Here is a 23977-nt window from a genome sequence, read left to right as displayed (position 1 = left end):
GGCGCTAGCAGGACATCACGGGAGTGGCTTGGCGTAAAGATCGTGCACGTCGCAATCGGTGACGCGCACCTTCGCGAATTCGCCGGGAACGAGCTCCTCGCCATCCGGGATGATCACCAGCCCGTCCACTTCGGGAGCGTCGCTGCCCGAACGGGCAACCGCGCCTTCATCGTCGACTTCCTCGACGAGCACGGTGATGTCGCGCCCGATCCAGCGTTCGAGGCGCTGCGTTGAGATGTCTTCCTGGAAATCCATCAGGCGCATCCGTCGTTCCTCGCGAACCTCGTCGGGCACCGGGTCGGCAAGCAGGTTCGCGGCGGCGCCTTCGACAGGCGAATACGCGAATGCACCGACACGATCGAGCTGCGCCTCTTCGAGGAAACGGAGCAACTGCTCGAAATCTTCATCCGTTTCACCGGGGAAGCCGGTGATGAACGTCGATCGGATCGTCAGGTCGGGACAAATGCTGCGCCACTTGCGGATTCGTTCGAGGACGTTTTCGACATTCCCGGGACGCTTCATCGCCTTGAGGATGCGCGGACTGGCGTGCTGGAATGGCACGTCCAGATACGGCAGGATCTTGCCCTCGGCCATCAGTGGAATCAGTTCGTCGACGCTCGGATACGGATAGACGTAGTGCATCCGCACCCATACCCCGAGCTCGCCGAGCGCCTTCGCCAGGTCGATCAGTCTGGTCTTGAGCGGACGGCCGTTCCAGAAGCCGGTGCGATATTTCAGGTCGACACCATAAGCGCTGGTGTCCTGCGAGATCACGAGGAGTTCCTTCACGCCCGAATCGACGAGCGATTCGGCTTCGCGCATAACGTCGTGGATCGGACGGCTGACGAGGTCGCCGCGCATCGACGGAATGATGCAGAAGCTGCAGCGATGGTTGCAGCCCTCGGATATCTTGAGGTAAGCGTAATGCGCCGGGGTCAGCCGGATTCCCTGAGGCGGAATGAGATCGGTAAAAGGATCGTGCGGCTTGGGCAAATGCTGGTGTACCGCCTTCATTACGGCGTCGGTAGCGTGCGGGCCCGTCACCGCCAGCACCTGGGGGTGGGCTGCAAGGATGACGTCGTCCTTGGCACCGAGGCATCCCGTGACGATGACCTTGCCGTTTTCGGCGAGCGCCTCGCCGATGGCGTCGAGGGACTCCTCGACTGCGGCATCGATGAAACCGCAGGTATTGACGACGACGAGATCCGCGTCATCGTAGCTGCCGGAAATGTCGTAGCCTTCTGCACGCAGGCGAGTCAGGATATGTTCGGAATCGACCGTGGCCTTGGGGCAGCCGAGGGATACGAAGCCGACGCGCGGCACGTGCTGGAATTTCTGCTGAGTCATGCTCTCTGTTGAACCCCTCTGCGGTCCTCGATCGTGGCCGCGGGCCGGGTTCGCCTTATTTCTGGGTGGCGCGGCCGCCCTTGCCCGTGGGTTTTTCTGCCGGCATCTCGGTTTCGGTGGCCGTTTTCGCACCCGTCTCGTCCTTGCCCGCAGGAGCGTAGCTGGGGAACGGGAATCCGGTGAAGATATTGCGGGTCTGGCTCTCGATCTGCTCCTGCATCTGGGAGAACATCTTCTTGCTCTGCTCGACGTAGGTGCCCATCACGCTTTGCAGCGCAGGGCCCTGGAAATTCAGGAACTGCGCCCACAGGTCCTGGCTGATCGGGCTGTTCTCGCCGTAGATTGCCTGCGCCTGTTCCTGCAGCTTTCCCTGCATTTCAGTAAAGGCCTTGATGTTGTTCTCGAGGTACTTCCCCATCATTCCCTGGGTGGCGTTGCCGTAGAAGCGGATCATGTGGGCAAGAAGATCGCTGGTGAACATCGGCGCGCCGCCGGCTTCTTCTTCGAGGATGATCTGGAGCAGGATGCTGCGCGTCAGGTCCTCAGTGGTTTTTGCATCGACCACCTGGAATTCTTCGCGGCTGAGCACCAGTTCCTTGACGTCGGCCAGCGTGATGTACGAGCTGGTCCGAGTATCATACAAACGGCGGTTCGGGTACTTCTTGATCAGGCGCCCTTGCTCGGCCATATTCGCTTTTCTCCTCGACGGCGGTCGATTCCGCTCTGTAAAAAAATTATACCGCGCTGCCGAAAGAAAAACCCCGCCATTCGGCGGGGGTTCGCAATCATCCACAGGCTTCGGATGCTGCATCAGCACATGTGGAGGCCGCCGTTGATATTGATCGTCGCGCCCGTGACGTAGCCAGCCAGGTCGGAAGACAGGTAGGAGCACAGGGCGCCGATTTCTTCCGGCTTGCCCAGGCGCTTCATCGGTACGCTGTCGATGATGCCCTGGCGGATGTCTTCGCGGATCGCCATCACCATCTCGGTGCCGATATAGCCCGGCGCGATCGCATTGACGGTCACGCCTTTCGTTGCCAGTTCCGCGGCAAGCGCTTTGGTGAAGCCGAGCACGCCCGCCTTCGCGGTCGAGTAGTTGGCCTGGCCGGCCTGGCCCTTGACGCCGTTCACCGAAGAAATATTGATGATCCGCCCATAGCCCCGTTCTGCCATCTTCGGCGAGATGTGGTGGGTGACGTTGAAGAGGCTGTTGAGATTGGTGTTGATGACCGCATCCCACTGCGCTTTTTCCATCTTCGGGAAGAACTTGTCGCGGGTGATCCCGGCGTTGTTCACCAGCACGTCGATCGCGCCGACGTCGGCCTCGATCTTCGCCACCATCGCGCGACAGGAGTCATAGTCGGACACGTCACCTTCGGCTGCGATGAAATCGAAGCCGAGCTCCTTCTGCCGTCCCAGCCACTCATCCTTCTGCGGGAAGCCCGGGAGACAATTGGCCACGACCTTCATTCCGTCCTTTGCCAGCGCCTGGCAGATCGCGGTACCCAGGCCGCCCATGGCGCCGGTGACGAGTGCGACTTTCTGATTCATTTGCAATCCTCTTGCTGCAATTGGGTGATGAGGAATCACAGGCAGTCGCGCCTTCGCCGGCTGCCCCGCTCTTCGGTTGGCTGACAGGCGGCACCCCGGGACGCGGATACCACTAGCGGGAGGATTATAAGCACATTTGTTGCATGATGCTGCAATGCAATAAGTAAAAACGGCGTGCTCCTGCTGCCGGAACACGCCGTCCTCGAACCTTGCGGACCTTGCTCAGAACATGTGCTGACCGCCGTTGATCGAGATATTGGCGCCGGTGACGAAGGCCGCCTCCTCGGACGACAGGTAGGCCACCAGCCCCGCGATTTCTTCCGGCTTGCCCAGGCGCGCCACCGGGATCTGCGGCAGGATCTTGGTATCGAGGATCTCCTGCGGGATCGCCATAACCATCTTGGTGCCGATATAACCGGGCGAGATCGTGTTGACGGTCACGCCGGAACGAGCCACTTCCAGTGCCAGCGCCTTCGTGAATCCGTGCATCCCGGCCTTGGCCGCGGAGTAGTTGGTCTGGCCGAACGCGCCCTTCTGGCCATTGACCGACGACACGTTGATGACCCGACCCCACTTGCGCTCGACCATTCCGTCCATGACCTGCTTGGTCATGTTGAACACGCTGTCGAGGTTGGTCGAGATCACCGCATCCCAGTCCGCCTTGGTCATCTTGCGGAACGTCATGTCGCGGGTGATGCCGGCGTTATTGACCAGCACGTCCACCGCGCCGACCTCCTTCGTCACCGTTTCGACGCAGCTCCGGGCCGAATCGAAATCCGACACGTCGCAGGGAAAGGCACGGAAGCCGTAACCCATGTTGTTCATCGTCTGCAGCCATTCGCCGGCTTTCGCGTTACCGGGCGAATGCGTGGTCACCACGCGGTAGCCGAGCGCCGCGAGCTTGATGCAGACCGCTTCACCCAGGCCACCCATGCCTCCCGTTACCAGTGCAACTCTTGCCATGTTCTAACTCCTCTCCCGTTTCATCTCTCGAAGGGTCTGTAACAATGCCCGGCAGCGCCCCCCGTAACCGCTGCCGCGAGCTGATTCTTCTTGTCGGCTCTGGCGTCAGGCCTTTTCCTTCACGTACCGGCCCGGAGCAGGCTCGGTCGGTTTGTATGTCGCATTGCCGAGGCGCCCGCGTGCCGCCACCTGCTTGCCGCCGCGCAGCTTCAGCCACTCGATCCAGTGCAGCCACCAGCTGCCCTTGCGTTCATCGGCACCCTCCAGCCATTCGTCGGGATCGGCGGCGGTGGAAGGATTGACCCAGAAGCTGCGGCGATTCTTCGATGCGGGATTGATCGCTCCGGCGATATGCCCGCTCGCACCCAGCACGAAAGTCGTATCGCCTCCGAGCAGACCGCGCGACAGGTATGCGCCTTTCCACGGCACGATGTGGTCCTCGCGAGTCGCGAGCAGATAGGCGGGCACATCCACCTTGCCGAGATCAACCTTGACGCCGAGCACTTTGAGCTTGCCCGGCACGCGGAGGTTGTTTTCAAGGTACATGTTGCGCAGGTACCACGTTAGGAACGGTCCCGGCAGGTTCGTACTGTCCGAATTCCAGTACAGCAGGTCGAAGGGCGGCGGCGTACTGCCCTTCAGATAATTGCCGACGACGTACTGCCAGATCAGGTCGTTGGCGCGCAGCGAGGAAAAGACGTTGGCCAGTTCCTGCCCCTTGAGCAGCCCGCCTTTGCCGATCGCCGCTTCACGCGCCGCGACGCTCGCTTCGTCGACGAGACAAGCGAGCTCCCCGGCGTCGGCGAAATCGAGCAGCGTCGTCATCAGCGTCACGCTCTCGACCGGCTCCTCGCCGCGGCCTCGCGCGACCGCAAGGGCTGCCGACAGGATCGTGCCGCCGACACAGAAACCGAGCACGTTGGGCTTTTTGACGCGCGTCACTGCACGTACGACGTCGAGCGAGGTCAGCACGCCTTTGTCGACGTAATCGTCCCACGTGAAATGCCCGCCCTCCGGCCCGACGTTCTTCCAGGACACCAGGAACACCGTGAAACCCTGCTCGACGGCGAAGCGCACGAGGGAATTTTCCGGCTGCAGATCCAGCACGTAATACTTGTTGATGCTCGGCGGAACGATCAGCAGCGGGACCTGCGCCACCTTGTCGGTGAGCGGCGCGTACTGGATCAGCTGAACGAGCTCGTTCTCGTGAATGACCGCGCCGGGCGTGACGGCCAGATTGCGGCCGACTTCGAACGCCGCCTCGTCGGTCATCGAAATGCGCCCTTTTTCGAGATCCGCGATCAGGTTCTTCAGCCCTTTCGTGATGCTTTCGCCCTTGGTCTCGAGTGCCGTCTTGATGAATTCGGGATTGGTTGCGGCGAAGTTCGACGGCGCTAGCGCGTCGATATACTGCCGCGTGAGAAACTGCACCCTCGACTTGGCCCGCCCATCGGCCATCGGCACCGCGTCGGAAACCTGCTGGAGGAATTCGGAGTTCAACAGGTACGCCTGCCGGACGTAATCGAACACCGGACTCGATGCCCACTCTGGCGACGAAAACCGGCGGTCGCCAGGGGGCGGTTCGACGATCGGTGCCGCCTGCTCGCCGGGTTTGCGCTGCAGCAGCGCAGACCACAGCGCCGCGTGCCGCTCGGCGAACTGCTGTTGCATGCGGCTGAGTTCCTCCGCTTCCGGCAACGGAAGCCGCTGGACCGTTGCGCCGGAGCTGTCCTGCATCGCGGCCTGCTGCCGCCCCACGGCGTCGAAGAAGTTCTGCATCATGGCCTGGCCGAACTGCAGCATTCCCTGAACCGCTGCGTTAGCCTGCTTGTCTTCCGAATCAGACATCCGCCCCTCCTGAGGCCTGGGTCCGGCCTGCTTGCGGGCATGCCGCGGTGACCCTGGTGGTATGCCGTCCTTCCACGCTACTTGCCGGGCATGGGGCCGCGGGCACAAGCCGGGTAGAATCGGCAGTCATGTACATAGTCGCCATCGCCTGGTTATACGTGGTTCTGCTTGCTGCCATTTCCGACACCACGGTGATTGGCGGCGTGCTCACTTTCATATTCTGGGGGGTGGGACCGCTAGCCCTTTTCCTCTGGCTGTTCGGGACGCCGGCACGGCGCCGGAGCGCACGCAAGCGCCGCGGAGCAGAAGAAACAGACGCCCGCGATGCCGATTCCAACCCCGATCAATAGTACGGATCATGCGTTCGGGCTAAGGTGCCAACCATACCATTGACACAAAGCGCCCCGTGATACCCTCCCTCCGGTAGGAAAAAAAACGCTCCCGTTCGGCATAAGTGCAAAGACCGCCGCCGTACGCGCGCGAGACGCCGAGCGCGGCCAGACGCAGACGCGCGAGCAGAAAGAGATCGGCCGTCCACTTGCCGGCTCCCCCGGCACGCCGAAAGGCGATCGCGGTGGCTGGATCGGTCGCGAGGAATGCCGCCCGAACTTCGTCGCCAACCTCGAAAGCCGCTGGCCCGATCGCCGGACCCAGCCATGCCATCACGGTCGCAGCCGGTACGCCCATGCGGGCCACCGTCGCATCCAGCACCCCTGCGGCAAGACCGCGCCAGCCCGCATGGGCCGCTGCGACGACGCTGCCTTCGTCATTGCAGAAGAGCACCGGGAGACAATCGGCCGTCATCACGGCGCATACCGCGCCGGGCCGCCTGGCGACCGACGCATCGGCGCAGGCCGGAGCGCCGATGTCGTCGGCGTCCGCGACCGCGACGCCATGCACCTGCTCGAGCCACGCCGGCTCGTCGGGCAGGCACTTCCGAAGCAGGGCCCGATTGCGTCGCACGTCGGCGACCGAATCGCCGACGTTCAGGCCGACATTCATGCTCGCGTACGGCCCCGTGCTGACCCCGCCGTTGCGCGTCGTCACGAGCCCGCGCACGCGCGGCGGGGCCGGCCAGTCCGGCTCGATCCAGTCCTCCGTCACGCCGCGGACTCCTCGCGCAGGCTCGCCAGCAGCGCTTCGAAATCCTCGGCGAGCGGCGATTCCCAAGTCATCTCGGCGCCGCTTGCCGGATGCAGCAGGCCGAGCCGGAAAGCATGCAACGCCTGCCGCGCGAACGCGTCGAGCACCGGGCTGCCGCTGCGGCGCAATCCATAAGTCGCGTCGCCGACCAAGGGATGGCCGATGTGCGCCATGTGGACGCGGATCTGATGCGTACGCCCGGTTTCGAGCTGGCACTCGACAAGCGTCGCGCGCGCGAAGCGCTCCCGCGGACGATAGCGGGTCACCGCAGCTCGCCCCGACTGCACGACCGCCATCCGCGTACGCTGGGTCGGGTGACGGCCAATCGGCGCCTCGACCATGCCCGGTCCCGCGACGGCGCGGTGCACCAGCGCAAGGTAGTGGCGCCTGACGGTGCGCGCCTGCAGCTGGCGCACGAGGGCAGTCTGACTTTCCAGCGTTTTCGCGACAACCAGCAGGCCGCTGGTGTCCTTGTCGAGCCGGTGGACGATGCCGGCCCGCGGCACGGCCGCCAGTTGCGGTGCGTGATGCAGCAGCGCGTTCAGGAGCGTGCCGCTCCAGTTTCCGCTGCCCGGATGGACCACCAGCCCGACCGGCTTGTCGATGACCAGGATTTCCTCGTCTTCGTGCACGACCACGAGCGGAATGTCTTGGGGCGCTTCGGCAGCGGCTTCGGGCGGCGGAGCCGCGTCGACCTCGAGCGACTCCCCGCCCCAGACCTTGAACTTGGCATCGGGCTGGTCGCCGTCGAGGCTTACCCGGCCGGATTTCAGCCACCCCTGCAGGCGGCTGCGCGAATGGGACGGAAACAGCCGCGCCAGCGCCTGGTCGAGCCGCAACCCGGCGCAGTCGGCCGGAATCGTCAAGCGGTGGTGCAAAGGCGCCGCATCCTGTGGGCTATAATCGTCCGGTTCATTCACGCGAGTCTTTTTGATGGCCAGGGTCACTTTTCGAAGTTTAGCGGTTATCGCCGCGCTGCTGCTCGGTGGTTGCGGTTCGATGCCCGAACAGATCGACGAGACGGCGGGCTGGAACGCGCAGCGTCTCTACTCCGAAGCCAAAACCTTCATGAACGAAGGGGCATACGAGCAGGCGATCAAGCTCTTCGAAAAACTCGAAGCACGCTATCCATACGGGCGCTATGCGCAGCAGGCTCAGATCGAGGTCGCATACGCCCAGTACAAGTCGGGCGAGCCGGCGCTCGCGATCGCCGCCGCGGACCGCTTCATCAAGCTTCATCCGAATCACCCGAATGCCGATTACGCCTACTATCTGAAAGGCCTCGCGACGTTCAACGAAGACCTCGGGCTGCTCGCCGGACTGTCCAACCAGGATCTTTCCGAGCGCGACCCGAAGGGCGCGCAGGAGTCGTTCGACACCTTCGGCCAGCTCGTGAAGCGTTTCCCGGAAAGCCGCTACGCCGAAGACGCAGGCCAGCGGATGCAATATCTCGTCAATTCGCTTGCCGCCCATGAAGTGCACGTCGCGCGCTACTACTACCGCCGTGGCGCCTACGTCGCGGCGGTCAACCGCGCCAGGACTGCGCTCGAGACCTATCCCCAGGCACCCGCCGCCGAAGAAGCGCTGTTCGTGCTGGTGAAAAGCTACGACACGCTCGGCATGACCGAGCTGCGCGACGACGCCGACCGCGTGATGCGCAAGAACTTCCCGAACAGCGCCTATTTCGCCGGCGGGCCGAAGGACACCCGGCCCTGGTGGCAGCTCTGGTAAGCACCGCGGCAGGCCGGAACCTCGGAGCGGGATACGTTCGGCCCGCCGCAAATAGACCTTCTCTTCAGCTGCGCCCGTACGTATCGTCGAAGCGCACGATGTCGTCTTCGCCAAGGTAACTTCCCGACTGCACCTCGATCATCTCCAGCAGCATCTTCCCCGGGTTTTCGAGGCGATGCGTGACGCCCAGCGGGATGTAGGTCGACTGGTTCTCGGACAGCAGGAAAGTTTCATCGCCGCGCGTGACTCTTGCTGTGCCGCGCACGACGATCCAGTGTTCCGCCCGGTGATGGTGCATCTGCAGACTCAGCGAGGCGCCCGGCTTGACCTCGATGTGCTTGACCTGGAAACGGCCGCCGGTGTCGATCGAATCGTAGCAGCCCCACGGCCGGTGTATCTTGCGGTGCGCCAGCGCCTGCGGGCGGCTGTCGGACTTGAGCCGCGCGACGATTTTCTTGACGTCCTGCGTCTGGTCCTTGCGCGCGACCATCACCGCGTCGGGCGTCTCGACGATCACCAGTCCGTCGACGCCGAGGCACACGACCATCCGGCTCGTCGCATGGACGAGGCTCCCGGTCGTGCCCTCGAACATCACGTCGCCACGACCGGAATTGCCGTCGTCATCCTTGTCGGCGAGCGTCCACAGCGCGTCCCACGCCCCGACATCCGACCACCCCACCGACATCGGCACGACCTGCGGCGCAATGCCCAGTTCCGGTGTCGCCGCGAGCTTCTCCATGACCGCGTAGTCGATCGAATCCGACGGACACGCCTGGAACGCCTCGCGACCGACCCTGACGAAGTCGGCATCAAGGCCGGCCGTCTCGAGCGCTGCTTCGCACGCGGCCAGCATTTCCGGATTGAAATGCCCGAGCGCCTTCAGCCACACGCCGGCCTTGACCATGAACAGGCCGCTGTTCCACAGGTACGCGCCGCTCGCGACGTACTCGGCCGCCGTCTCGGCGTCGGGTTTCTCGACGAAGGACGCGACCGCGTGAACGCCTGGGCTCGCCTCGTCGCCGACACCGATGTAGCCGTAGCCCGTTTCGGCGCGCTCCGGCACGATGCCGAACGTCACCATCGCGCCGGCGAGCGCCGCTTCGATGCCCGTGTCGACCGCGCGGTGGAAAGCCTCGCGGTCGCGGATGACGTGATCGGCCGGCATGACGAGCAGCACCCCGTCGTCGCTGTCGCGCCGCACCGTCAGCGCGGCAAGCGTCAGCGCCGGCGCGGTATTGCGTCCGACGGGTTCGAGCAGGATGTGGTTCGTCGGGCAGCCAGCCGCCCGCATCTGCTCGGCCGTGATGAAGCGGTATTCCTCGTTGCACACAACGAGCGGTTGGTCGGAAACCGGCAGGCCTCCGGAAAAACCGGCGAGGCGAAGCGCCGTCTGCTGCAGCATCGTGTCGTCGCCGATCAGCGCCAGCAGCTGTTTCGGATATTGCTCGCGGGACAACGGCCACAGACGCGTGCCGGAGCCGCCGGACAGGATAACGGGGTGAAGTTTCATTGCTGGGTCCGTCGAGATTCAGTAGGGACGGGCGTGCGGGCGCGCACGCCGGAGTCGGGCACAAGCGCCGCCCGGCTCACCCGAGGATACGATAAAAACCCGTCTGCCATTTCGGCCGACTGCAAGAGAGTGTGATCGCGGGCACTGAAACCTGCCCGTTCACCGCGCTGCCCGACTTCCCCCTACAGCTCCGGCCCCGGCGGGCGGCAGGGGGAACGCGCTCAACTTCCCCGCATGCGGCCGATCTCGCTTTCGAGTCCGTAGAGCTTGACCTTCTGGTACAGCGTGCTCTTCGCGATATCGAGCTCGCGAGCGGCGCGCGTGAGATTGCCGCGCGTCGTGGCGATCGCGCGGCGAATCAGCTCTACTTCGCCCTGTGCGATGCTGCTTACGGACGCAACTGCACGGGCCTCGCGTCCCGCGCGAGGCGGGAGGCCCGGTGTGTCGGCCTCGGCGCCGGACATCAGCTCCGGCGGCAGCGCGTCGAGGCCGACGCATTCCTGGTCGCTCATCAGCAGCATGCTCTCGATGACGTTGCGCAGCTCCCGCACGTTGCCCGGCCACGCATAGTTTTCGAGATGCACGAGCAGCTCGTCGTCGAGCCGCCGCGGCCCGAGGTCGTGCTGCTTGCAGAAGCGTTCGACGAAATGCTCTGCCAGGGCGCGCACGTCGCCGCAGCGCTCGCGCAGCGGCGGAATGCGCACCGACGTCACCGCGACGCGATAGTAGAAGTCCATGCGGAAGCGCCCGTCGGCAACCTCCTTGCGCAGGTCGCGGTGAGTCGCCGCGATGAGGCGGAAATTGACCTTGCGCGGCACGTTCTCGCCGAGCCGGTAAATTTCGCTCTGTTCGAGCACGCGCAACAGGTGCGGTTGCAGATCGAGCGGCATCTCACCGATCTCGTCGAGGAACAGCGTGCCGCCGTTTGCGGCCTCGATCTTGCCGACCAGACCGCCACGGCGCGCCCCGGTAAACGCCCCCTCGACATAACCGAACAGTTCGCTCGCGAGCAGTTCGCGCGTCAGTCCCCCACAGTTCAGCGCGACGTAAGGGCCGTCGCGGAACGGACTCGCCTTGTGCAACCCCTGCGCGAACTCCTCCTTGCCGACGCCGGTCTCGCCGAGCAGCAGCACCGGCACTTTCGAGCGCGCCAGTTGGTCGGCCTTGCGCACCGCCTCGCGCAGCCCCGGGTCGCGCGTGACAATCGTCGCGAAGCCCGCGGGGAGGTTGGCCTCCCAGCGGGCAGGCTCGCGTGACAAGTCCCGTGCGCCTTCGCCCGAGACGGCGCGCCCGAGGCGCGGCAACGGCACGACGAGCAGCGTCCCCAGCCGCTGGCCGCGGCTGTCGACCACCGGCTCGAGCCATTCCCGCTGCAGCCACGCCGGCAGGGCCCAGTCCTGCCGCAACTGTCCGAGCTCGTCGATCGCCAGCTCCGGCATGCGCCGCGGCTTGGCGAGATCGATTTCGGCACCCAAAGCGGACATCGCCGCCTGCGCGATCTCGTTCATCTTGACCGGATACCCGCGGCGATCGAACAGCACCAGTCCGGCCACGGCGCCCGACCAGCGCGGCAACGACGCATCGAGCAGCACGTAGCGCCGCTCCATCTCGCGCATCGCGATCTTGCTCTCGATGCGGCTGGCGGTCGTCACGACCAGCGCGAGACTTTGCCGGCTGTAGCTTTCCGATAATCCGGAAACATCGACGACCCCGATGACCTCGCCATCGTGCGGATGGCGGATCACCGTTGCCGAGCACGTCCAGCGCTTGATGCCGGCGCAGTAATGCTCGGCCGAATGGATCTGCACCGGTTCCCCGACGGCAAGCGCAGTACCGATCGCGTTCGTGCCGCAAACTCGCTCGGTCCAGGACACGCCGGGAATCAGGTGGATGCTTTCCGCGACTCCGAGCGTCGGGTCGTCGCCTTCCGTCGACAGGATCGTGCAGCTCGTGTCCGCGAGCACCATCATCGTGCCGGTTTCAGCGAGAAAATCCCGTGCATAGGCCATGATCGGCGCGCTCGCTTCGAGCAGTTCGCTGTTGTGCTGCTTGAGCGAGAAGAGCGTCGATTCCTCGACCGGCGGCGGCGCACTGCACTTGTCCGGGTCGACATTCTGCTGCTGGCAGCGCTGCCACGATCCGTCGATGAGCGTGCGCAGCGAATCGGCGGGTCGGCCCCCGTCGAGAAAGCGTTCCCACGCCGCCATCACTGCAGTGTCGTTACGAGGGTCGGAAAATATCTGCCCTTCCGGCATCCGTGTCATCAAGTCTCCTCCTCAGGCGTGCTTCGCGGCGGGCCGAGGCAAGCACGGCCATTGGATGAAGTCTTGTGGATTCTGCCCGCGAAGGCGCCGTCGAACGTGTTGTGGGATGGTCAGCTCTGCGGCTGATCGAAAGCCACGACATCAGCATCCGTCGCAGCTTTAGCAGAATAGCAAAATGGATGCCATGAGGAACATCAAAGGAAACATCTCTTCACACTCTGATGGCCGGACACTCCGGGGCGGAGCGTCCGGGAGGTGAAATCGCCGACCGTCCGGTTTCCGGACGGTCGGCGTCGGACGGCGTCCGGAAATCGAACGGACGCCGCTCGGGGCGGCTGCGCGAGAGAGCGGCTCGGCTTCGGCCGGCCACAAACCCCGGATCGCTCGGCAAAAAGCTGGGGCGAATTCGTCGGTTCAGTCGATCACCATCTCCTCGACGTCGACCGGCGCGCCGGTTCGCGCGATGACGTCCTCGATGCCGACTCCCGGCGCGGTCTCCAGCAACCGCAGCCCGCGTGGCGTGACGTCGAGCACGCACAGGTCGGTGATGATGCGGTTCACGACTCCTGCCCCCGTCAGCGGCAGCTCGCAGCGACGCAGTATCTTCGGCTCGCCGCCCTTGCTGCAGTGCTCCATCATCACCACGACGCGACGCACTCCGGCGACCAGGTCCATCGCCCCACCCATGCCTTTGACCAGCTTGCCCGGGATCATCCAGTTGGCGAGGTCGCCGTGCTCGCTGACCTGCATCGCGCCGAGGATCGCCAGATCGATGTGGCCCCCGCGGATCATCGCGAAGGAGTCGGCGCTGCTGAAGATGCTGCTGCCGGCGAGCGTCGTGACGGTCTGCTTTCCGGCGTTGATGAGATCGGCGTCGACCTCGGCATCGGTCGGAAACGGCCCGATGCCGAGCAGGCCGTTTTCCGACTGCAGCCACACGTCCATGCCATCGGGAATATGGTTCGCGACCAGCGTCGGCATGCCGATGCCGAGGTTCACGTAGAAACCGTCGCGCAGCTCCTGCGCCGCGCGGCGGGCCATCTCGTTGCGTGTCCAGGCCATGGTCATCCCTCCCTCACGGTGCGTTGTTCGATGTGTTTCGTCGGGCGCGGATTGACGACGATGCGCTGGACGAAGACGCCCGGGGTGTGGATGTGGTCGGGATCGAGCGTGCCGGTGTCGACCAGTTCCTCGACTTCCGCAACGGTGATGCGTCCGGCGGTGGCGACCACCGGATTGAAGTTGCGCGCGGTCTTGCGATAGACGAGGTTGCCAGCCCGGTCGGCCTTCCACGCCTTGACGAGCGCGACGTCGGCCGTGAGCGAACGCTCGAGCAGGTAGCGCTTGCCATCGATGTCGCGCTCCTCCTTGCCTTCCGCGACGAGGGTGCCGACGCCGGTGCGGGTGTAGAACGCCGGAATGCCGGCTCCCCCGGCGCGCAGCTTCTCGGCGAGCGTGCCCTGCGGCGTGAGCTCGACTTCGAGTTCGCCGGCGAGCAGCTGGCGCTCGAATTCGGCGTTCTCGCCGACGTAGGACGCGACCATCTTGCGGATCTGCCGCGTCTCGAGCAGCAGGCCGAGGCCGATGCCGTCGACGCCTGCGTTGTTGCTGATCACGGTCAGGTCCTTGACCTTTGCGTCGCGCAGGCCGTGGATCAGCTGCTCGGGGATGCCGCACAGGCCGAAGCCTCCGACCGCGACGGTCTGGCCGTCCCGTACGACGTCGGCCAGCGCGGAACCGGCGTCCGAATACACTTTGCTCATAAGGTTCTCCTGGTAAAAATCATGTTCCGATCGCATCCGGCACGGCTTGTGCGGATGGACGGAGCGCGCTCACCGCATCGATCGCGGCCGGATTTTCGATCGACGACAGGTCGCCGAGGGCGGTGCCGAGGTAGGCGTTGCGCATCACCCGGCGCACCGTCTTGCCGTTGCGCGTCTTCGGGATCGCCTCGACGCGGTGCACGTGCGCCGGGCGCAGCGGCTTGCCGAGCTGGCGACCGACGTGGTCGACGAGTTCCGCCTCCCACGCCTGCCACGGCCGCGCCGCGAGCGCCTCGCTGTCGGCGACGGTGACGAAGCACACCGCCGTCTCGCCCTTGAGCTCGTCGGGGATGCCGACCGCCACTGCCTCGACGACCAGCGGGTGCGACACGAGCGCCGACTCGAAATCCGCCGGGCCGACCCGCTTGCCGGCGATCTTGATCGTGTCGTCACTGCGCCCGTGGACGAACCAGTATCCGTCCGCGTCCACGCGCGCCCAGTCGCCATGCACCCACACGTCTGGCCACACCGACCAGTAGGCCTCGCGGTAACGCTCCGCATCGCGCCAGAAGCCGTGCGTCATGCCTGGCCATGGCTGACGGATCGCGAGCTCGCCGACGCTGCCGCACACCGGGCGTCCGTCGCTGTCGAGCACCTCCACCGCCATGCCCGGAATCGGCCCGTCGAACGAGCACGGCTTCTGCGGCAATCCGGGAAAGCACGCGAGGATGCCGCCGCCGATCTCGGTGCCGCCCGAATAGTTGATGATCGGGCGCCGCGAGCGGCCGACCTGCTCGAACAGCCACCGCCACGGCGCCTCGTTCCACGCCTCGCCGGTCGAGCCGAACACCCGCAGCGTATCGAGCGCGCCCGGTGCAGGGAGGCTCGCGTCGGTCGCCATCAGCAGGCGCACAAGCGTCGGCGACAGGCCGAAATGCGTGACGCCGTGGCGCTCGACCACCTGCCACAACCGCCCGGCGTCGGGGTAATCGGGCGTGCCCTCGTAGAGCACCAGCGTCGCCCCCAGCGTCAGCCCGCCATAGACCATCCACGGCCCCATCAGCCAGCCCATGTCGGTGACCCACATCAGCGTGTCGTCGGCGCGCAGGTCGAAAGCCATCAGCAGGTCCTGCGCCGCTTTCACCGGGAAGCCGGCGTGGGTGTGGACGACGCCTTTCGGCTTGCCGGTGGTGCCCGACGTGTAGATCAGCATCAGCGTCTGGTCGGCCGGCCACGCAGTAGAAGCAGGGCCACGATCGGGTGATGCGGCCTGCAACGCGCGGAAATCCACTTCGGCGAACGACTCCGCGGCACCGTCGTTCGCCGCCAGCGGTCCGAGGCCGAGGCGGTCGACGACGACGAGGTGACGCAACGACGGGCAGGCCCGCGCCGCGGCACGGGCGTCCGCGAGCATCGGCACGCGCTTGCCGCGGCGAAAGTAGCCGTTCGCGCACACCAGCACGCGCGCCTCGCAGTCGGCGACGCGCTGCGCGACCGAATCGGCGCCGTAGCCGGAAAAGAACGGGATGAAAACGGCGCCGATTCGCGTCGCCGCGAGCATCGTCACGACCGCTTCGGCAACCATCGGCAGGTACAGCGCGATTCGCTCGCCTTCGCTGACGCCGAGCGCGCGCAATCCGGCGGCGACGCGTTCGACCTCGTCGGCGAGCGCCGCGTAGCTCAGCGTGCGCAGTTCGCCGCCGTCCCCTTCCCAGCGGATCGCGATCTTCTCCGGCGTCGCGCGCGCGTGCTTGCCGACGAGGTTATCGACGAGATCGAGCCGGCCGCCGACGAACCACTTCGGCCACATCACGCCGTCGGTGAGGTCGAGGGTCTGACGGTACGGCGTCGCCCAGTCGAGCCCGATCGCGTCGAGCACCTGGTCCCAGAACGGCTCGGGTTCGCGCGCCGCCCGCTCGCGCAGGTCGTCGAGGTCGCGGTAGCCGTGGCGCGCGATGAACTGCGCCAGCCGCGTCGTGCGCCATTCATAGCCTTGCGGCATATAGCTGTTCATCGCGGAGTCCTCCTCCCCTTGTCCTTCACGCCCCGGAACGGCGCGAGTTTCATTTTTTTGGCATGCCGGAGTCCTGCGGGGCATTCGCCTCGCATGGCTCGTTGCTTGAAGAGGGAGAAACGGCGCGAGGCGGAGCGCGGCTCCGGGGCCGGTGCTCCCCGTCACGGGAAGCGCCGGCCCGCAGGCGCCGGGCGCCCCGCCCGGCCGCGGTGGATCAGGCTGCGCGTTCGGGCACCGGCAAGCCGACCCAGTCCTTGTAGAACGCTTCGATGTCCGGCTCGAAGTCGTGGATCACCGGGTACCACGGGGTCGGCGCCTCGACGTCGTGCATCACGCCGCAGGTCGGGCAGAAGTATTCGCGGTACACCTGCCAGTTCGTGTCGGGCGCCATCAGCTTCGGATAGATCTCGGCCATCGCCTCCTCGGTGTCGCGCACGTGGATCAATGCGTGCATCTTCCAGTTGTCGGTGTAGTCGCAGAACTCGTGGCCGCAGTCACACTTGATGACCCACTGCTTGGTCTTCGCCGACTGCACGATGTACATGTGCGGCGACAGCGGCAGCACGATGCGGTCCTTGAAGCTCACCTTGCTCTGCAGCGCGGCGAGGTACTGGCCGAAGCGCTCGTTGTCCTTCGGCATCGACAGCATGCGGAAAGTCGTGTCCCAGTCGAGCGTGCCCTCGACCAAGTGCGAAACCTGCTCATTCGTGTAGGTCATTTTCTGCTCCTTGATTCGGATGTTCGTTCAGTGGGGAGTTCACTCTTCGACCTGGACGACGGTCGTGACGCCCGGCATCAGCGACAGGTCCATGCGGTGCTTGGAACCGTAGGACGGCACGCCGAGCTCGGTCTCGAGCAGTTGCCAGTCGTCCGGCAGGCTCCAGAAGTCCTTGAACTGCTTGGTGAACTTTTCCGACAGTGCGAAGCTCGTCGCAAACATGTGCTGCACCGCCTGCGACGCGTGCTTGTTGATGATGCGTTCGCGCTCTTCCTTCATCCATTCGCGCACCGGGACCGCACGGGCCAGACGTTCCTTGCGCAGCTCCGCGCGACGGGTTTGGGTAGCGGCCGCATCGACGCTGAACACGCCCTTCGCGTCCTGCGTGAACACCGCGCCGTAGACCTTTTTCGCGAATTCCGGCAGCAGGAATTTCTCGTTCAGGTCCTTCTCGATCGCTTTCGGCTCGCGGTCGAACGGATCACCGAAGCCCGGGCCACCGCGCAGGTAGTTCAGGTACAGGTCGTGGTTGTCGTAGCAGTCCTCGGTGGTCATGCACTGCTTGTCGCGCTTGATACGCGCGGTCGCGTCGATGTTGTGCTCGTAGGTCGGCGCAGCGGGGTCGATGTCGCCGCCCAGCGGCAGGCTTTCGCCGTTGGCGATGCGACGCTCGAGGCCGGTCTTGTGGGCTTCGAAGCGGTAGCCGGTCGCCGCCGGATAGCCGCCCATCATTCCCCAGTCGCTGTTCATGAAGCCGTTGCCCATGAAGAACATCGTCCAGTCCTGGGCGTTCCACACCATGCGCAGCGTCTCGAAGCCGCAGCCGCCACGGTACTTGCCGTAGCCGCCCGAGTTGGCCTTGACGTTGCGGCCCATGTACAGCAGCGGCTCGGCCATTTCCCAGATCTCGATGTCGCCCATGTCGCCTTCCGGGTTCCAGATCGCGGCGGCGTGGTTCAGGCCGTCCTTGACCGCGCACGCACCGGTACCGCAGGACGAAGCTTCGAAGCTATTGACCGCGTGGATCTCGCCGTCCTGGTTGATGCCCCCGCCCTGCAGCCAGTTCGACGTATTGGCGTTGCCGGCGTTGACCTCTTCGAGGTAGCCGCGGCTGAAGTAGGACTGGCTCAAACCGCGCCACAGCGCCGACCATCCCGACACGAGGAAGTGCCAGGCGTAGGCGTGGCCGGTGCGCCGGTCATCCGGGTTGCACCAAGTGCCTTTCGGCAGATGGAACTCGGTCGCGAAGTACGCGCCGTCGTTGATCCGCTGCGTCGGCACCAGCGTCTGGCACATCATCACCCAGATGCCCGACGTGAACGCGACCTGGTGGGCGTTGAAGGTGTGCCAGCCCCAGCGGCTCGCGCCTTCGAAGTCGAGGCGCCACTTGCCGTCGGCCTTGATCGTCATCTCGCACGGCGAGTGCATGATCGAGTCGAGCTTGGCGAAGGCGTTCGACACCTGAACGTCCTCGTGCTTGAACGGCACATCGACGAAGGACACCTTGCGATACTTGCCCGGCAGCGTCATCGCCTTGATGCGGTTCATCAGGCCCCGGCGGCCTTCCTCGATGACTTCATAGGCGAACTTCTCGTAGGCTTCGATGCCGTCGGCGCGGATCACGTCCTCGACCAGCTCGCGGATCATGTGGCAGCCGGCGATGCGGGTCTTCTCGTCGAGAATCCAGTACTTCGGCGTGCGCACCGAACGCTGCGATTCGTGCAGCCAGTCGCGCAGCGGTTCGTCGTTGATGCCCGTCTTGCGGCAGGTGATCATGTAGCCGTCGCCGAAGCGCTGCGTCTGGCCGGTCGACATCGAGCCCGGCGTCACCGCGCCGGTGTCGATGACGTGCGTGACGCCGCCGACCCAGCCGATCAGCCGGCCTTCCCAGAAGATCGGCACGATCGTCGCGATGTCGCACGGATGCACGTTGCCGATCGAGCAGTCGTTGTTCGTGAACATGTCACCGGGATTGATGCCGGGGTTGCCTTCCCAGTTGTTCTCGATCATGTACTTGATCGCCGCGCCCATCGTGCCGACGTGGATGATGATGCCGGTCGAAGTCAGCACGCAGTCGCCGACGGCGTTGTACAACGTGAAGCACAGCTCGCCTTCCTGCTCGACGATCGGGCTCGCCGCGATTTTCTTCGCGGTCTCCCGCGCATGCACCAGGCCGCCGCGCAGCTTCGAGAACAGCTTTTCATAGCCGATCGGGTCCGAGTCACGCAGTTCCAGCTTTTCCAGGCCGTTGTAGTGGCCCGAGGTCTTCGTGCGCTCCAGGATGCCGTCACGGAACTGCTTGAGCGTTTGACCGTTCTTCAGCAGGTCGGCAAAGCCGACTTCCTTGTTAGTCATCATGTTCATGGTCGTGTCTCCTCAGTGAATGATTGGCCCCCAAGCCGCCTTCGGCGTCGCCCCCGAGGGGGCGCGCCGCCGGCCTTGGGGCGGCCGGCGACTACCGGGCTTCTTTGAGATGGAACAGGCGGTGCTTGTCGATCGTGGTTTCGAAGCCGTCCGGCACCACGAAAGTCGTCGCATCCGATTCGATGATCGCGGGGCCGACGATGTGGTTGCCCGCCTTGAGCGCTTCCATCTTCCACAGCGCGGCATCGACCCACTTCTTCTTGCGATAGAACGGGCGGGTGCCGAGGTAGGCCTCCTTCGGCGGCGTCGGGCCGCAGTCCGGGTCTTCCGGCAGCACCGGCTTTTGCGTCACGACGGTACCGCGCAGGATCGCGCCGGTGACCGAGAAGCCCAGCTCCGGCGAACGGGCGGACTTTGCATAGACCCGGCCGTACATGTTCTCGAAGGCCTCGATGATCTGCTGCCAGTCGGCGGCGGTCGCGGCGGTGGACACCGGTGAGACGATCTCGAGGTCGTTCAACTGGCCCATGTACTGCATCTTGTAGCCGGGGATCAGCATCACGTCTTCGGGCTTGTAGCCATTGATGACGAACTCCTCGATGACCTTCGTCGCGAGCTCGCTCCAGGCTTCCTGCAAGGTCGCGCAGGCGGCGGCCTTCACCTCGTCGCTCGCGAGCTGGGCGACGCCCAGGTCGACCGACTTGTCGTAGCGGTACTCGAAGTCGGCGCAGGCGCAGCCGAAAGCCGAGAAGCCGGCCGCCCAAGCGGGCACAACGACATCCTTGAAGCCGACTCCCTCGGTGTAGCCGTAGGTGTGGACCGGGCCGGCGCCGCCGTACGAGAAGCACGTGAACTCGGCCGGGTTGTAGCCCTTCGCGCTGATGTTCGCGCGCAGGTACTCGGACAGCGTGAGGTCGAGCAGCTCGATGACGCCGGCCGCGGCGTCCTCGACCGACAGCCCCAGCGGGTCGGCGATCTGCGCCTTGATGTGGTCGCGTGCGCGCTGCACGTCGAGCTTGATCGCGCCGCCGAGGAAGTTGTTCGGGTTCAGGTAGCCGAGCACGACGTGGCAGTCGGACACCGACACGGTGTCCAGTCCGCTTTCCGGCCAGCACGTGCCGACGCGGTAGCCGGCGCTGTCAGGCCCGAGCTTGAGCGACTTCGAGTACGGGTCCAGGCGCACGAAGCTGCCTGCGCCGGCGCCGACCGAATCCATCGCCACCAACGGCAGCGACAGCACCAGTCGCGCCATGTCGGGGTCGGACTTGATCGCGAAACTGCCCTTGGTGATCAGCGCGACGTCGAACGACGTGCCGCCGATGTCCGAACACGCGATGTTCTCGTCACCAAGGTACTCACCGAGGAGCTTGGAGCCGATCACGCCGCCGATCGGCCCGGAGACGATCGTGCGCGCCAGCTCCTTGGCTTTCCAGCTGATGGTGCCGCCGTGCGTCGCCATCACCCGCAGGTCGAACTTCGCGCCGTGCTTCTTGAAACGGTCGCTGACCTTCTTCAGCGTCTGGCGCGACGGTTCGGCACCATAGGCCTCGAGAATCGTCGTGTTCATGCGATGGCTTTCCTTGCGCGACGGGTAGTAGTCCACCGACGCGAAGACCGGAATGTCGACGCCGAGCGCCTTGAGCTCTTCCCTGGCCAGGTCGCGGGCGCGCTGCTCGCTCTTCTCGTTCTTGTGCGACTGCAGCAGGCAAATAACGATGGCCTGCGAGCCGGCCTCGACCAGCTCCCGGGTGGCCTGGCGCACTTCTTCCTCGCGCAGCGGGATCACAATCTTGCCCTGCACGTCGGTGCGCTCGGTTACGCCGCGGGTCCGGGACACCGGCACCAGCGGCTCGTCGTAGCGGTGGGTGTTGAGGTGGATGCGGTCCTCGAGCGCGTAGCCGAGGTAGCTTTGCAGCGCGCGGCCCATCGAATGGATCTGCTCGAAGCCGCGGTTGCAGATCAGGCCGACGTCGAGGCCCTTGCGCATCAGCACGCGGTTGAGCATCGCGGTGCCCGAGTAGACGCAGGTCGCCAGCTCCGGATAGACGTCGTCGACTTCCCGCCCCCAGTGTGCCAGCGCGTCGACTGACGAGTTGTAGATCGCCAGGGATTCGTCCCCGGGATTGCTCTGGGCCTTGCCGACGACGAAACGACCATCCCCGCGCACGAAGAAGGTATCGGTCATCGTGCCGCCGGCGTCGATACCCAGCACCTGTACTTGTGATGCCTGTAGGACTTCCATGTTTATCTCCATCTCCTCTTGATTAGCGAGTCGCCGATCCTGCCGGCCCCCGAATGTCTTATTGCACCGTCTGTGCCACTCTCTTTCCGCTGCATTGCAGCAGTCGCAAAACACCTGCGGATAAAGGTTTTCAAAATCATTGTCATTGCACCGCACCAAATGTCATCGACCGACACGGCCGATCGGAAAACGGAGGAACGTACGGAAATCGAACGTCGTGCGAGCGGCGGTCGACAAGCGGGAGGCAGGTCGGGAAGATTGCTCTGCAGAGCGTGAGAACGTCGTCGGTGAAGGTGAACGGATGACGAGAACCGAGCGTCAATACGACGGGCTGCCGTCGCCAAGGCCGCTATCGGGCCGTTAGCGGCGAGCACCCTCACCACGCCGTCGGGATTCTTTACACCGATCTCCGTTTTGCCGGCGACCCAGACGGCGTCACGGCACCTCGTCGGACCGGACTCGCTGAAGCAGGCTGAGCGGATCCGTGGTCTCCCTGCTACGCCCGCGCTGGCTGCCCTCTACCCGTCGCAACTTCTTCGGAGCGGCGGTCCAGTCTGCTGTCGGCATTTCTTACAGCCGGCTGCGCTACCGCCGGGCAGCGAGCCGCAAGGAATTACGCCAGACGCATTTCCGTCGCGATGAAATTCGGGTAGCCGGCCACGGTGAAAAATATGGCAGGAAAGGCACGCCGGTTTTCTGAAACCCACGCTGGGCGCACTTTTGCTGCGCTTCCCGTTGCATCGGCAGGCGGTTTCATCGTTCGCATTTCCACAAAACTGGCACGCATTCAGGCGTTTTCTACCGGCGTTTCTGGAGCCTGAAACCCCCGGACAAGGTATCTCCAACCAGCCGTTTGAAACGTCGCATCCCCTCCAGCAACCGATATTTCCGAAGCATGGACGGGCTGTTTTAACGGGTTCGGTTGCGATTCTGTTGGAATATCCGGCTCTCGCTTTCGACGCATTCCACTCCGCTTCGTGAAGTCCGAAATGCATAGGAGCGAATGCGATTCATTCGTTCTTCGCATGCTTCTTGCTTCGTGGGACACGTTCATTCCGGGACCGAAATGCATGAGCGCGAACGGCGGGCGTAACTCGATCCGGGGGTGAAAACGATGAAGGCCGTTATCTCCGGCGCGGATAGGGACACCCCTGATGGCGAAACGTAAAGGCTTGCTGCTGGATCAGACCGGCGAAGTGGCTGCCGACCTGACAAGCATGAGCTTGATCGGGTGGGAATTTCAGGTGGTTTCATCCATTGATGAGGCCCGCAAGGCGTTGACGGCCGGCTCGCCGCTGGTCGGTCTGGTGGCTTTCAGTTCGGCGCACCCCTGGCCTGCGCGCGAAATGGAAGCGCTGATCTCCAACGACGTCGAATGGATCGCGATCCTCGGCAAGGATCTGCTGCGCAACCAGGAGCACGGGCCGATGGTGTTGCGCAATTTCCACGACTTTCACACGCTGCCGCTCGACCGAGAACGCCTGACGGTCACGCTGGGCCATGCTTACGGCAAGGCATTCATGCTGCAGAGCATCGAGGGCTGCTCGCCTCGAAGCGGGGAAGGCGACAGCCGGTTCGGCATGGTCGGACGTCACGCCAGGATGCTTCAGCTCTTCAACCAGATCGACAAGATCGTCGGTGTCGACGCGCCGGTGCTGATCGGCGGCGAATCGGGCACCGGCAAGGAACTCGTCGCAAACGCGATCCACCGCTATTCGGCCCGCACGGATGCGCCGTTCGTCACGATGAACTGCGGTGCGATTGCGCCGAATCTGATCCAGTCCGAGCTGTTTGGCCACGAGCGCGGCGCGTTCACGGGAGCGCACCAGCGCAAGATCGGAAATATCGAAACCGCCGATCGCGGCGTCCTGTTCCTCGACGAAATCGGCGACCTGCCCCTCGATCTGCAAGTGAACCTGCTGCGTTTCCTGCAGGAAAAGACGATCGTCCGCGTCGGTTCCACCGAGCGCATCCGCGTCGACGTGCGGGTGATCGCGGCGACGCACGTCGACCTCGAGCGCGCCGTCGAGCAGGGGCGGTTTCGCGAAGATCTTTTCTATCGGCTCAACGTCCTGCACCTCAAGGTGCCGCCCCTGCGCGAACGCACCAGCGACATTCCGCTGCTCGCCAATTCGATCTTCACCCAGAACCGGCACCAGAAGAGTTCGCAGGTGAAAGGCTTCAGTTCGGAGGCGGTTCATGCGATGTGGGAATACCCGTGGCCGGGCAACGTGCGCGAACTGATCAATCGCGTTCAGTGCGCCATGATCATGACCGAGTCAAGGCTCATCACCGCCGCCGACTTGGGCATCGCCGCGCCCGAGATGCCCGGCATCGGCCCGACGCTCGACGAAGTGCGCGCGACGGTCGAAAAGGAAGTCATCATCAGCAGTCTCCAGAAGTACCGCAACAACGTTTCGGAAGTCGCCCGGCAGCTCGGCATTTCGCGCGTGACGCTGTATCGCATGATCGACCGCCTGAAAATCGTTCTATAGCCGTGCCCGGCCGGGAACATCGAA

At 64.6% G+C, this 23977-nt stretch carries 19 protein-coding genes; 3 read left to right on the top strand and 16 right to left on the bottom strand.

Going from position 1 to position 23977, the window contains the following annotated elements; all coding sequences use genetic code 11:
* Positions 1-15: 15 nt before the first annotated feature.
* The 5 genes from rimO to GO608_RS08065 form a co-directional block, all read right to left on the bottom strand.
* Positions 16-1347 (bottom strand): 30S ribosomal protein S12 methylthiotransferase RimO, encoded by a 1332-nt coding sequence (gene rimO, locus GO608_RS08085; RefSeq protein ID WP_169197462.1) that lies wholly within the window; start codon positions 1345-1347, stop codon positions 16-18.
* Between the two features lie 55 nt (positions 1348-1402).
* Entirely contained in the window at positions 1403-2035 is a 633-nt protein-coding gene (gene phaR, locus GO608_RS08080) for a polyhydroxyalkanoate synthesis repressor PhaR (RefSeq protein ID WP_169197463.1), read from the bottom strand.
* 122 nt (positions 2036-2157) lie between these two features.
* Positions 2158-2898, bottom strand: a complete 741-nt coding sequence (phbB, locus tag GO608_RS08075) for a beta-ketoacyl-ACP reductase (RefSeq protein WP_053422338.1) — start codon at positions 2896-2898, stop codon at positions 2158-2160.
* Positions 2899-3120: 222 nt separating this feature from the next.
* Complete coding sequence (gene phbB, locus GO608_RS08070; protein WP_169197464.1) at positions 3121-3861, bottom strand: acetoacetyl-CoA reductase; 741 nt, start codon at positions 3859-3861, stop codon at positions 3121-3123.
* A 105-nt stretch (positions 3862-3966) separates the two neighbouring features.
* On the bottom strand, positions 3967-5709 hold the full coding sequence (locus tag GO608_RS08065) for a PHA/PHB synthase family protein (RefSeq protein ID WP_169197465.1): 1743 nt from the start codon (positions 5707-5709) through the stop codon (positions 3967-3969).
* Positions 5710-5837: 128 nt separating this feature from the next.
* Here GO608_RS08065 and GO608_RS08060 point away from each other — a divergent pair, with 128 nt between their 5' ends.
* On the top strand, positions 5838-6059 hold the full coding sequence (locus tag GO608_RS08060; RefSeq protein WP_169197466.1) for a hypothetical protein: 222 nt from the start codon (positions 5838-5840) through the stop codon (positions 6057-6059).
* A gap of 19 nt (positions 6060-6078) precedes the next feature.
* Here the strand turns inward: GO608_RS08060 and pgeF are convergent, their stop codons facing one another.
* Positions 6079-6813 (bottom strand): peptidoglycan editing factor PgeF, encoded by a 735-nt coding sequence (gene pgeF / locus GO608_RS08055; protein WP_169197467.1) that lies wholly within the window; start codon positions 6811-6813, stop codon positions 6079-6081.
* A complete protein-coding gene (gene rluD, locus GO608_RS08050) occupies positions 6810-7772 on the bottom strand; it encodes a 23S rRNA pseudouridine(1911/1915/1917) synthase RluD (protein WP_247002947.1) in 963 nt (320 codons plus the stop codon). The genes pgeF and rluD overlap by 4 nt, the downstream gene beginning before the upstream one ends.
* 13 nt (positions 7773-7785) lie before the next feature.
* On the opposite strand from rluD, the gene GO608_RS08045 reads away from it, so the two are divergent.
* Positions 7786-8583 (top strand): outer membrane protein assembly factor BamD, encoded by a 798-nt coding sequence (locus GO608_RS08045; protein WP_169197469.1) that lies wholly within the window; start codon positions 7786-7788, stop codon positions 8581-8583.
* A 64-nt stretch (positions 8584-8647) separates the two neighbouring features.
* Here GO608_RS08045 and GO608_RS08040 read toward each other — a convergent pair whose 3' ends face one another.
* The 9 genes from GO608_RS08040 to GO608_RS08000 form a co-directional block, all read right to left on the bottom strand.
* Positions 8648-10093 (bottom strand): mannose-1-phosphate guanylyltransferase/mannose-6-phosphate isomerase, encoded by a 1446-nt coding sequence (locus tag GO608_RS08040; protein WP_169197470.1) that lies wholly within the window; start codon positions 10091-10093, stop codon positions 8648-8650.
* A gap of 221 nt (positions 10094-10314) precedes the next feature.
* On the bottom strand, positions 10315-12357 hold the full coding sequence (locus GO608_RS08035; RefSeq protein ID WP_211159245.1) for a sigma-54-dependent Fis family transcriptional regulator: 2043 nt from the start codon (positions 12355-12357) through the stop codon (positions 10315-10317).
* Positions 12358-12771: 414 nt separating this feature from the next.
* Complete coding sequence (locus GO608_RS08030) at positions 12772-13419, bottom strand: CoA transferase subunit B (protein ID WP_169197471.1); 648 nt, start codon at positions 13417-13419, stop codon at positions 12772-12774.
* Between the two features lie 2 nt (positions 13420-13421).
* Complete coding sequence (locus GO608_RS08025; RefSeq protein ID WP_169197472.1) at positions 13422-14120, bottom strand: CoA transferase subunit A; 699 nt, start codon at positions 14118-14120, stop codon at positions 13422-13424.
* Positions 14121-14139: 19 nt separating this feature from the next.
* On the bottom strand, positions 14140-16134 hold the full coding sequence (locus GO608_RS08020) for an AMP-binding protein (RefSeq protein WP_169197473.1): 1995 nt from the start codon (positions 16132-16134) through the stop codon (positions 14140-14142).
* Between the two features lie 214 nt (positions 16135-16348).
* Positions 16349-16852, bottom strand: coding sequence for an acetone carboxylase subunit gamma (locus tag GO608_RS08015; RefSeq protein WP_169197474.1), 504 nt, complete (start codon positions 16850-16852; stop codon positions 16349-16351).
* Between the two features lie 39 nt (positions 16853-16891).
* Positions 16892-19216 (bottom strand): hydantoinase B/oxoprolinase family protein, encoded by a 2325-nt coding sequence (locus GO608_RS08010; RefSeq protein WP_169197475.1) that lies wholly within the window; start codon positions 19214-19216, stop codon positions 16892-16894.
* A gap of 91 nt (positions 19217-19307) precedes the next feature.
* Positions 19308-21458: a hydantoinase/oxoprolinase family protein gene (locus GO608_RS08005; RefSeq protein WP_169197476.1), complete on the bottom strand. Its 2151-nt coding sequence runs from the start codon at positions 21456-21458 to the stop codon at positions 19308-19310.
* Between the two features lie 613 nt (positions 21459-22071).
* Positions 22072-22215 carry a hypothetical protein gene (locus tag GO608_RS08000; protein ID WP_169197477.1) on the bottom strand — a complete coding sequence of 48 codons (144 nt, stop codon included), beginning with the start codon at positions 22213-22215 and terminating at the stop codon, positions 22072-22074.
* 397 nt (positions 22216-22612) lie between these two features.
* Here GO608_RS08000 and GO608_RS07995 point away from each other — a divergent pair, with 397 nt between their 5' ends.
* Positions 22613-23953: a sigma-54 dependent transcriptional regulator gene (locus GO608_RS07995; protein WP_169197478.1), complete on the top strand. Its 1341-nt coding sequence runs from the start codon at positions 22613-22615 to the stop codon at positions 23951-23953.
* Positions 23954-23977: the final 24 nt, after the last annotated feature.

Source organism: Aromatoleum buckelii, from assembly GCF_012910785.2.
GTDB lineage: Bacteria > Pseudomonadota > Gammaproteobacteria > Burkholderiales > Rhodocyclaceae > Aromatoleum > Aromatoleum buckelii.
The sequence above is the reverse complement of the archived record's forward strand: the minus strand, read 5'-3'. Positions and strand labels throughout refer to the sequence as shown.

Excerpts from the sequence above, each read along its gene's own strand:
- rimO (WP_169197462.1), bottom strand. The coding sequence starts at position 1,347 with ATGACTCAGCAGAAATTCCAGCACGTGCCGCGCGTCGGCTTCGTATCC.
- phaR (WP_169197463.1), bottom strand. The coding sequence starts at position 2,035 with ATGGCCGAGCAAGGGCGCCTGATCAAGAAGTACCCGAACCGCCGTTTG.
- phbB (WP_053422338.1), bottom strand. The coding sequence starts at position 2,898 with ATGAATCAGAAAGTCGCACTCGTCACCGGCGCCATGGGCGGCCTGGGT.
- phbB (WP_169197464.1), bottom strand. The coding sequence starts at position 3,861 with ATGGCAAGAGTTGCACTGGTAACGGGAGGCATGGGTGGCCTGGGTGAA.
- GO608_RS08065 (WP_169197465.1), bottom strand. The coding sequence starts at position 5,709 with ATGTCTGATTCGGAAGACAAGCAGGCTAACGCAGCGGTTCAGGGAATG.
- GO608_RS08060 (WP_169197466.1), top strand. The coding sequence starts at position 5,838 with ATGTACATAGTCGCCATCGCCTGGTTATACGTGGTTCTGCTTGCTGCC.
- GO608_RS08045 (WP_169197469.1), top strand. The coding sequence starts at position 7,786 with ATGGCCAGGGTCACTTTTCGAAGTTTAGCGGTTATCGCCGCGCTGCTG.
- GO608_RS08040 (WP_169197470.1), bottom strand. The coding sequence starts at position 10,093 with ATGAAACTTCACCCCGTTATCCTGTCCGGCGGCTCCGGCACGCGTCTG.
- GO608_RS08035 (WP_211159245.1), bottom strand. The coding sequence starts at position 12,357 with ATGACACGGATGCCGGAAGGGCAGATATTTTCCGACCCTCGTAACGAC.
- GO608_RS08030 (WP_169197471.1), bottom strand. The coding sequence starts at position 13,419 with ATGGCCTGGACACGCAACGAGATGGCCCGCCGCGCGGCGCAGGAGCTG.
- GO608_RS08025 (WP_169197472.1), bottom strand. The coding sequence starts at position 14,120 with ATGAGCAAAGTGTATTCGGACGCCGGTTCCGCGCTGGCCGACGTCGTA.
- GO608_RS08020 (WP_169197473.1), bottom strand. The coding sequence starts at position 16,134 with ATGAACAGCTATATGCCGCAAGGCTATGAATGGCGCACGACGCGGCTG.
- GO608_RS08015 (WP_169197474.1), bottom strand. The coding sequence starts at position 16,852 with ATGACCTACACGAATGAGCAGGTTTCGCACTTGGTCGAGGGCACGCTC.
- GO608_RS08010 (WP_169197475.1), bottom strand. The coding sequence starts at position 19,216 with ATGAACATGATGACTAACAAGGAAGTCGGCTTTGCCGACCTGCTGAAG.
- GO608_RS08005 (WP_169197476.1), bottom strand. The coding sequence starts at position 21,458 with ATGGAAGTCCTACAGGCATCACAAGTACAGGTGCTGGGTATCGACGCC.
- GO608_RS08000 (WP_169197477.1), bottom strand. The coding sequence starts at position 22,215 with ATGAAACCGCCTGCCGATGCAACGGGAAGCGCAGCAAAAGTGCGCCCA.
- GO608_RS07995 (WP_169197478.1), top strand. The coding sequence starts at position 22,613 with ATGGCGAAACGTAAAGGCTTGCTGCTGGATCAGACCGGCGAAGTGGCT.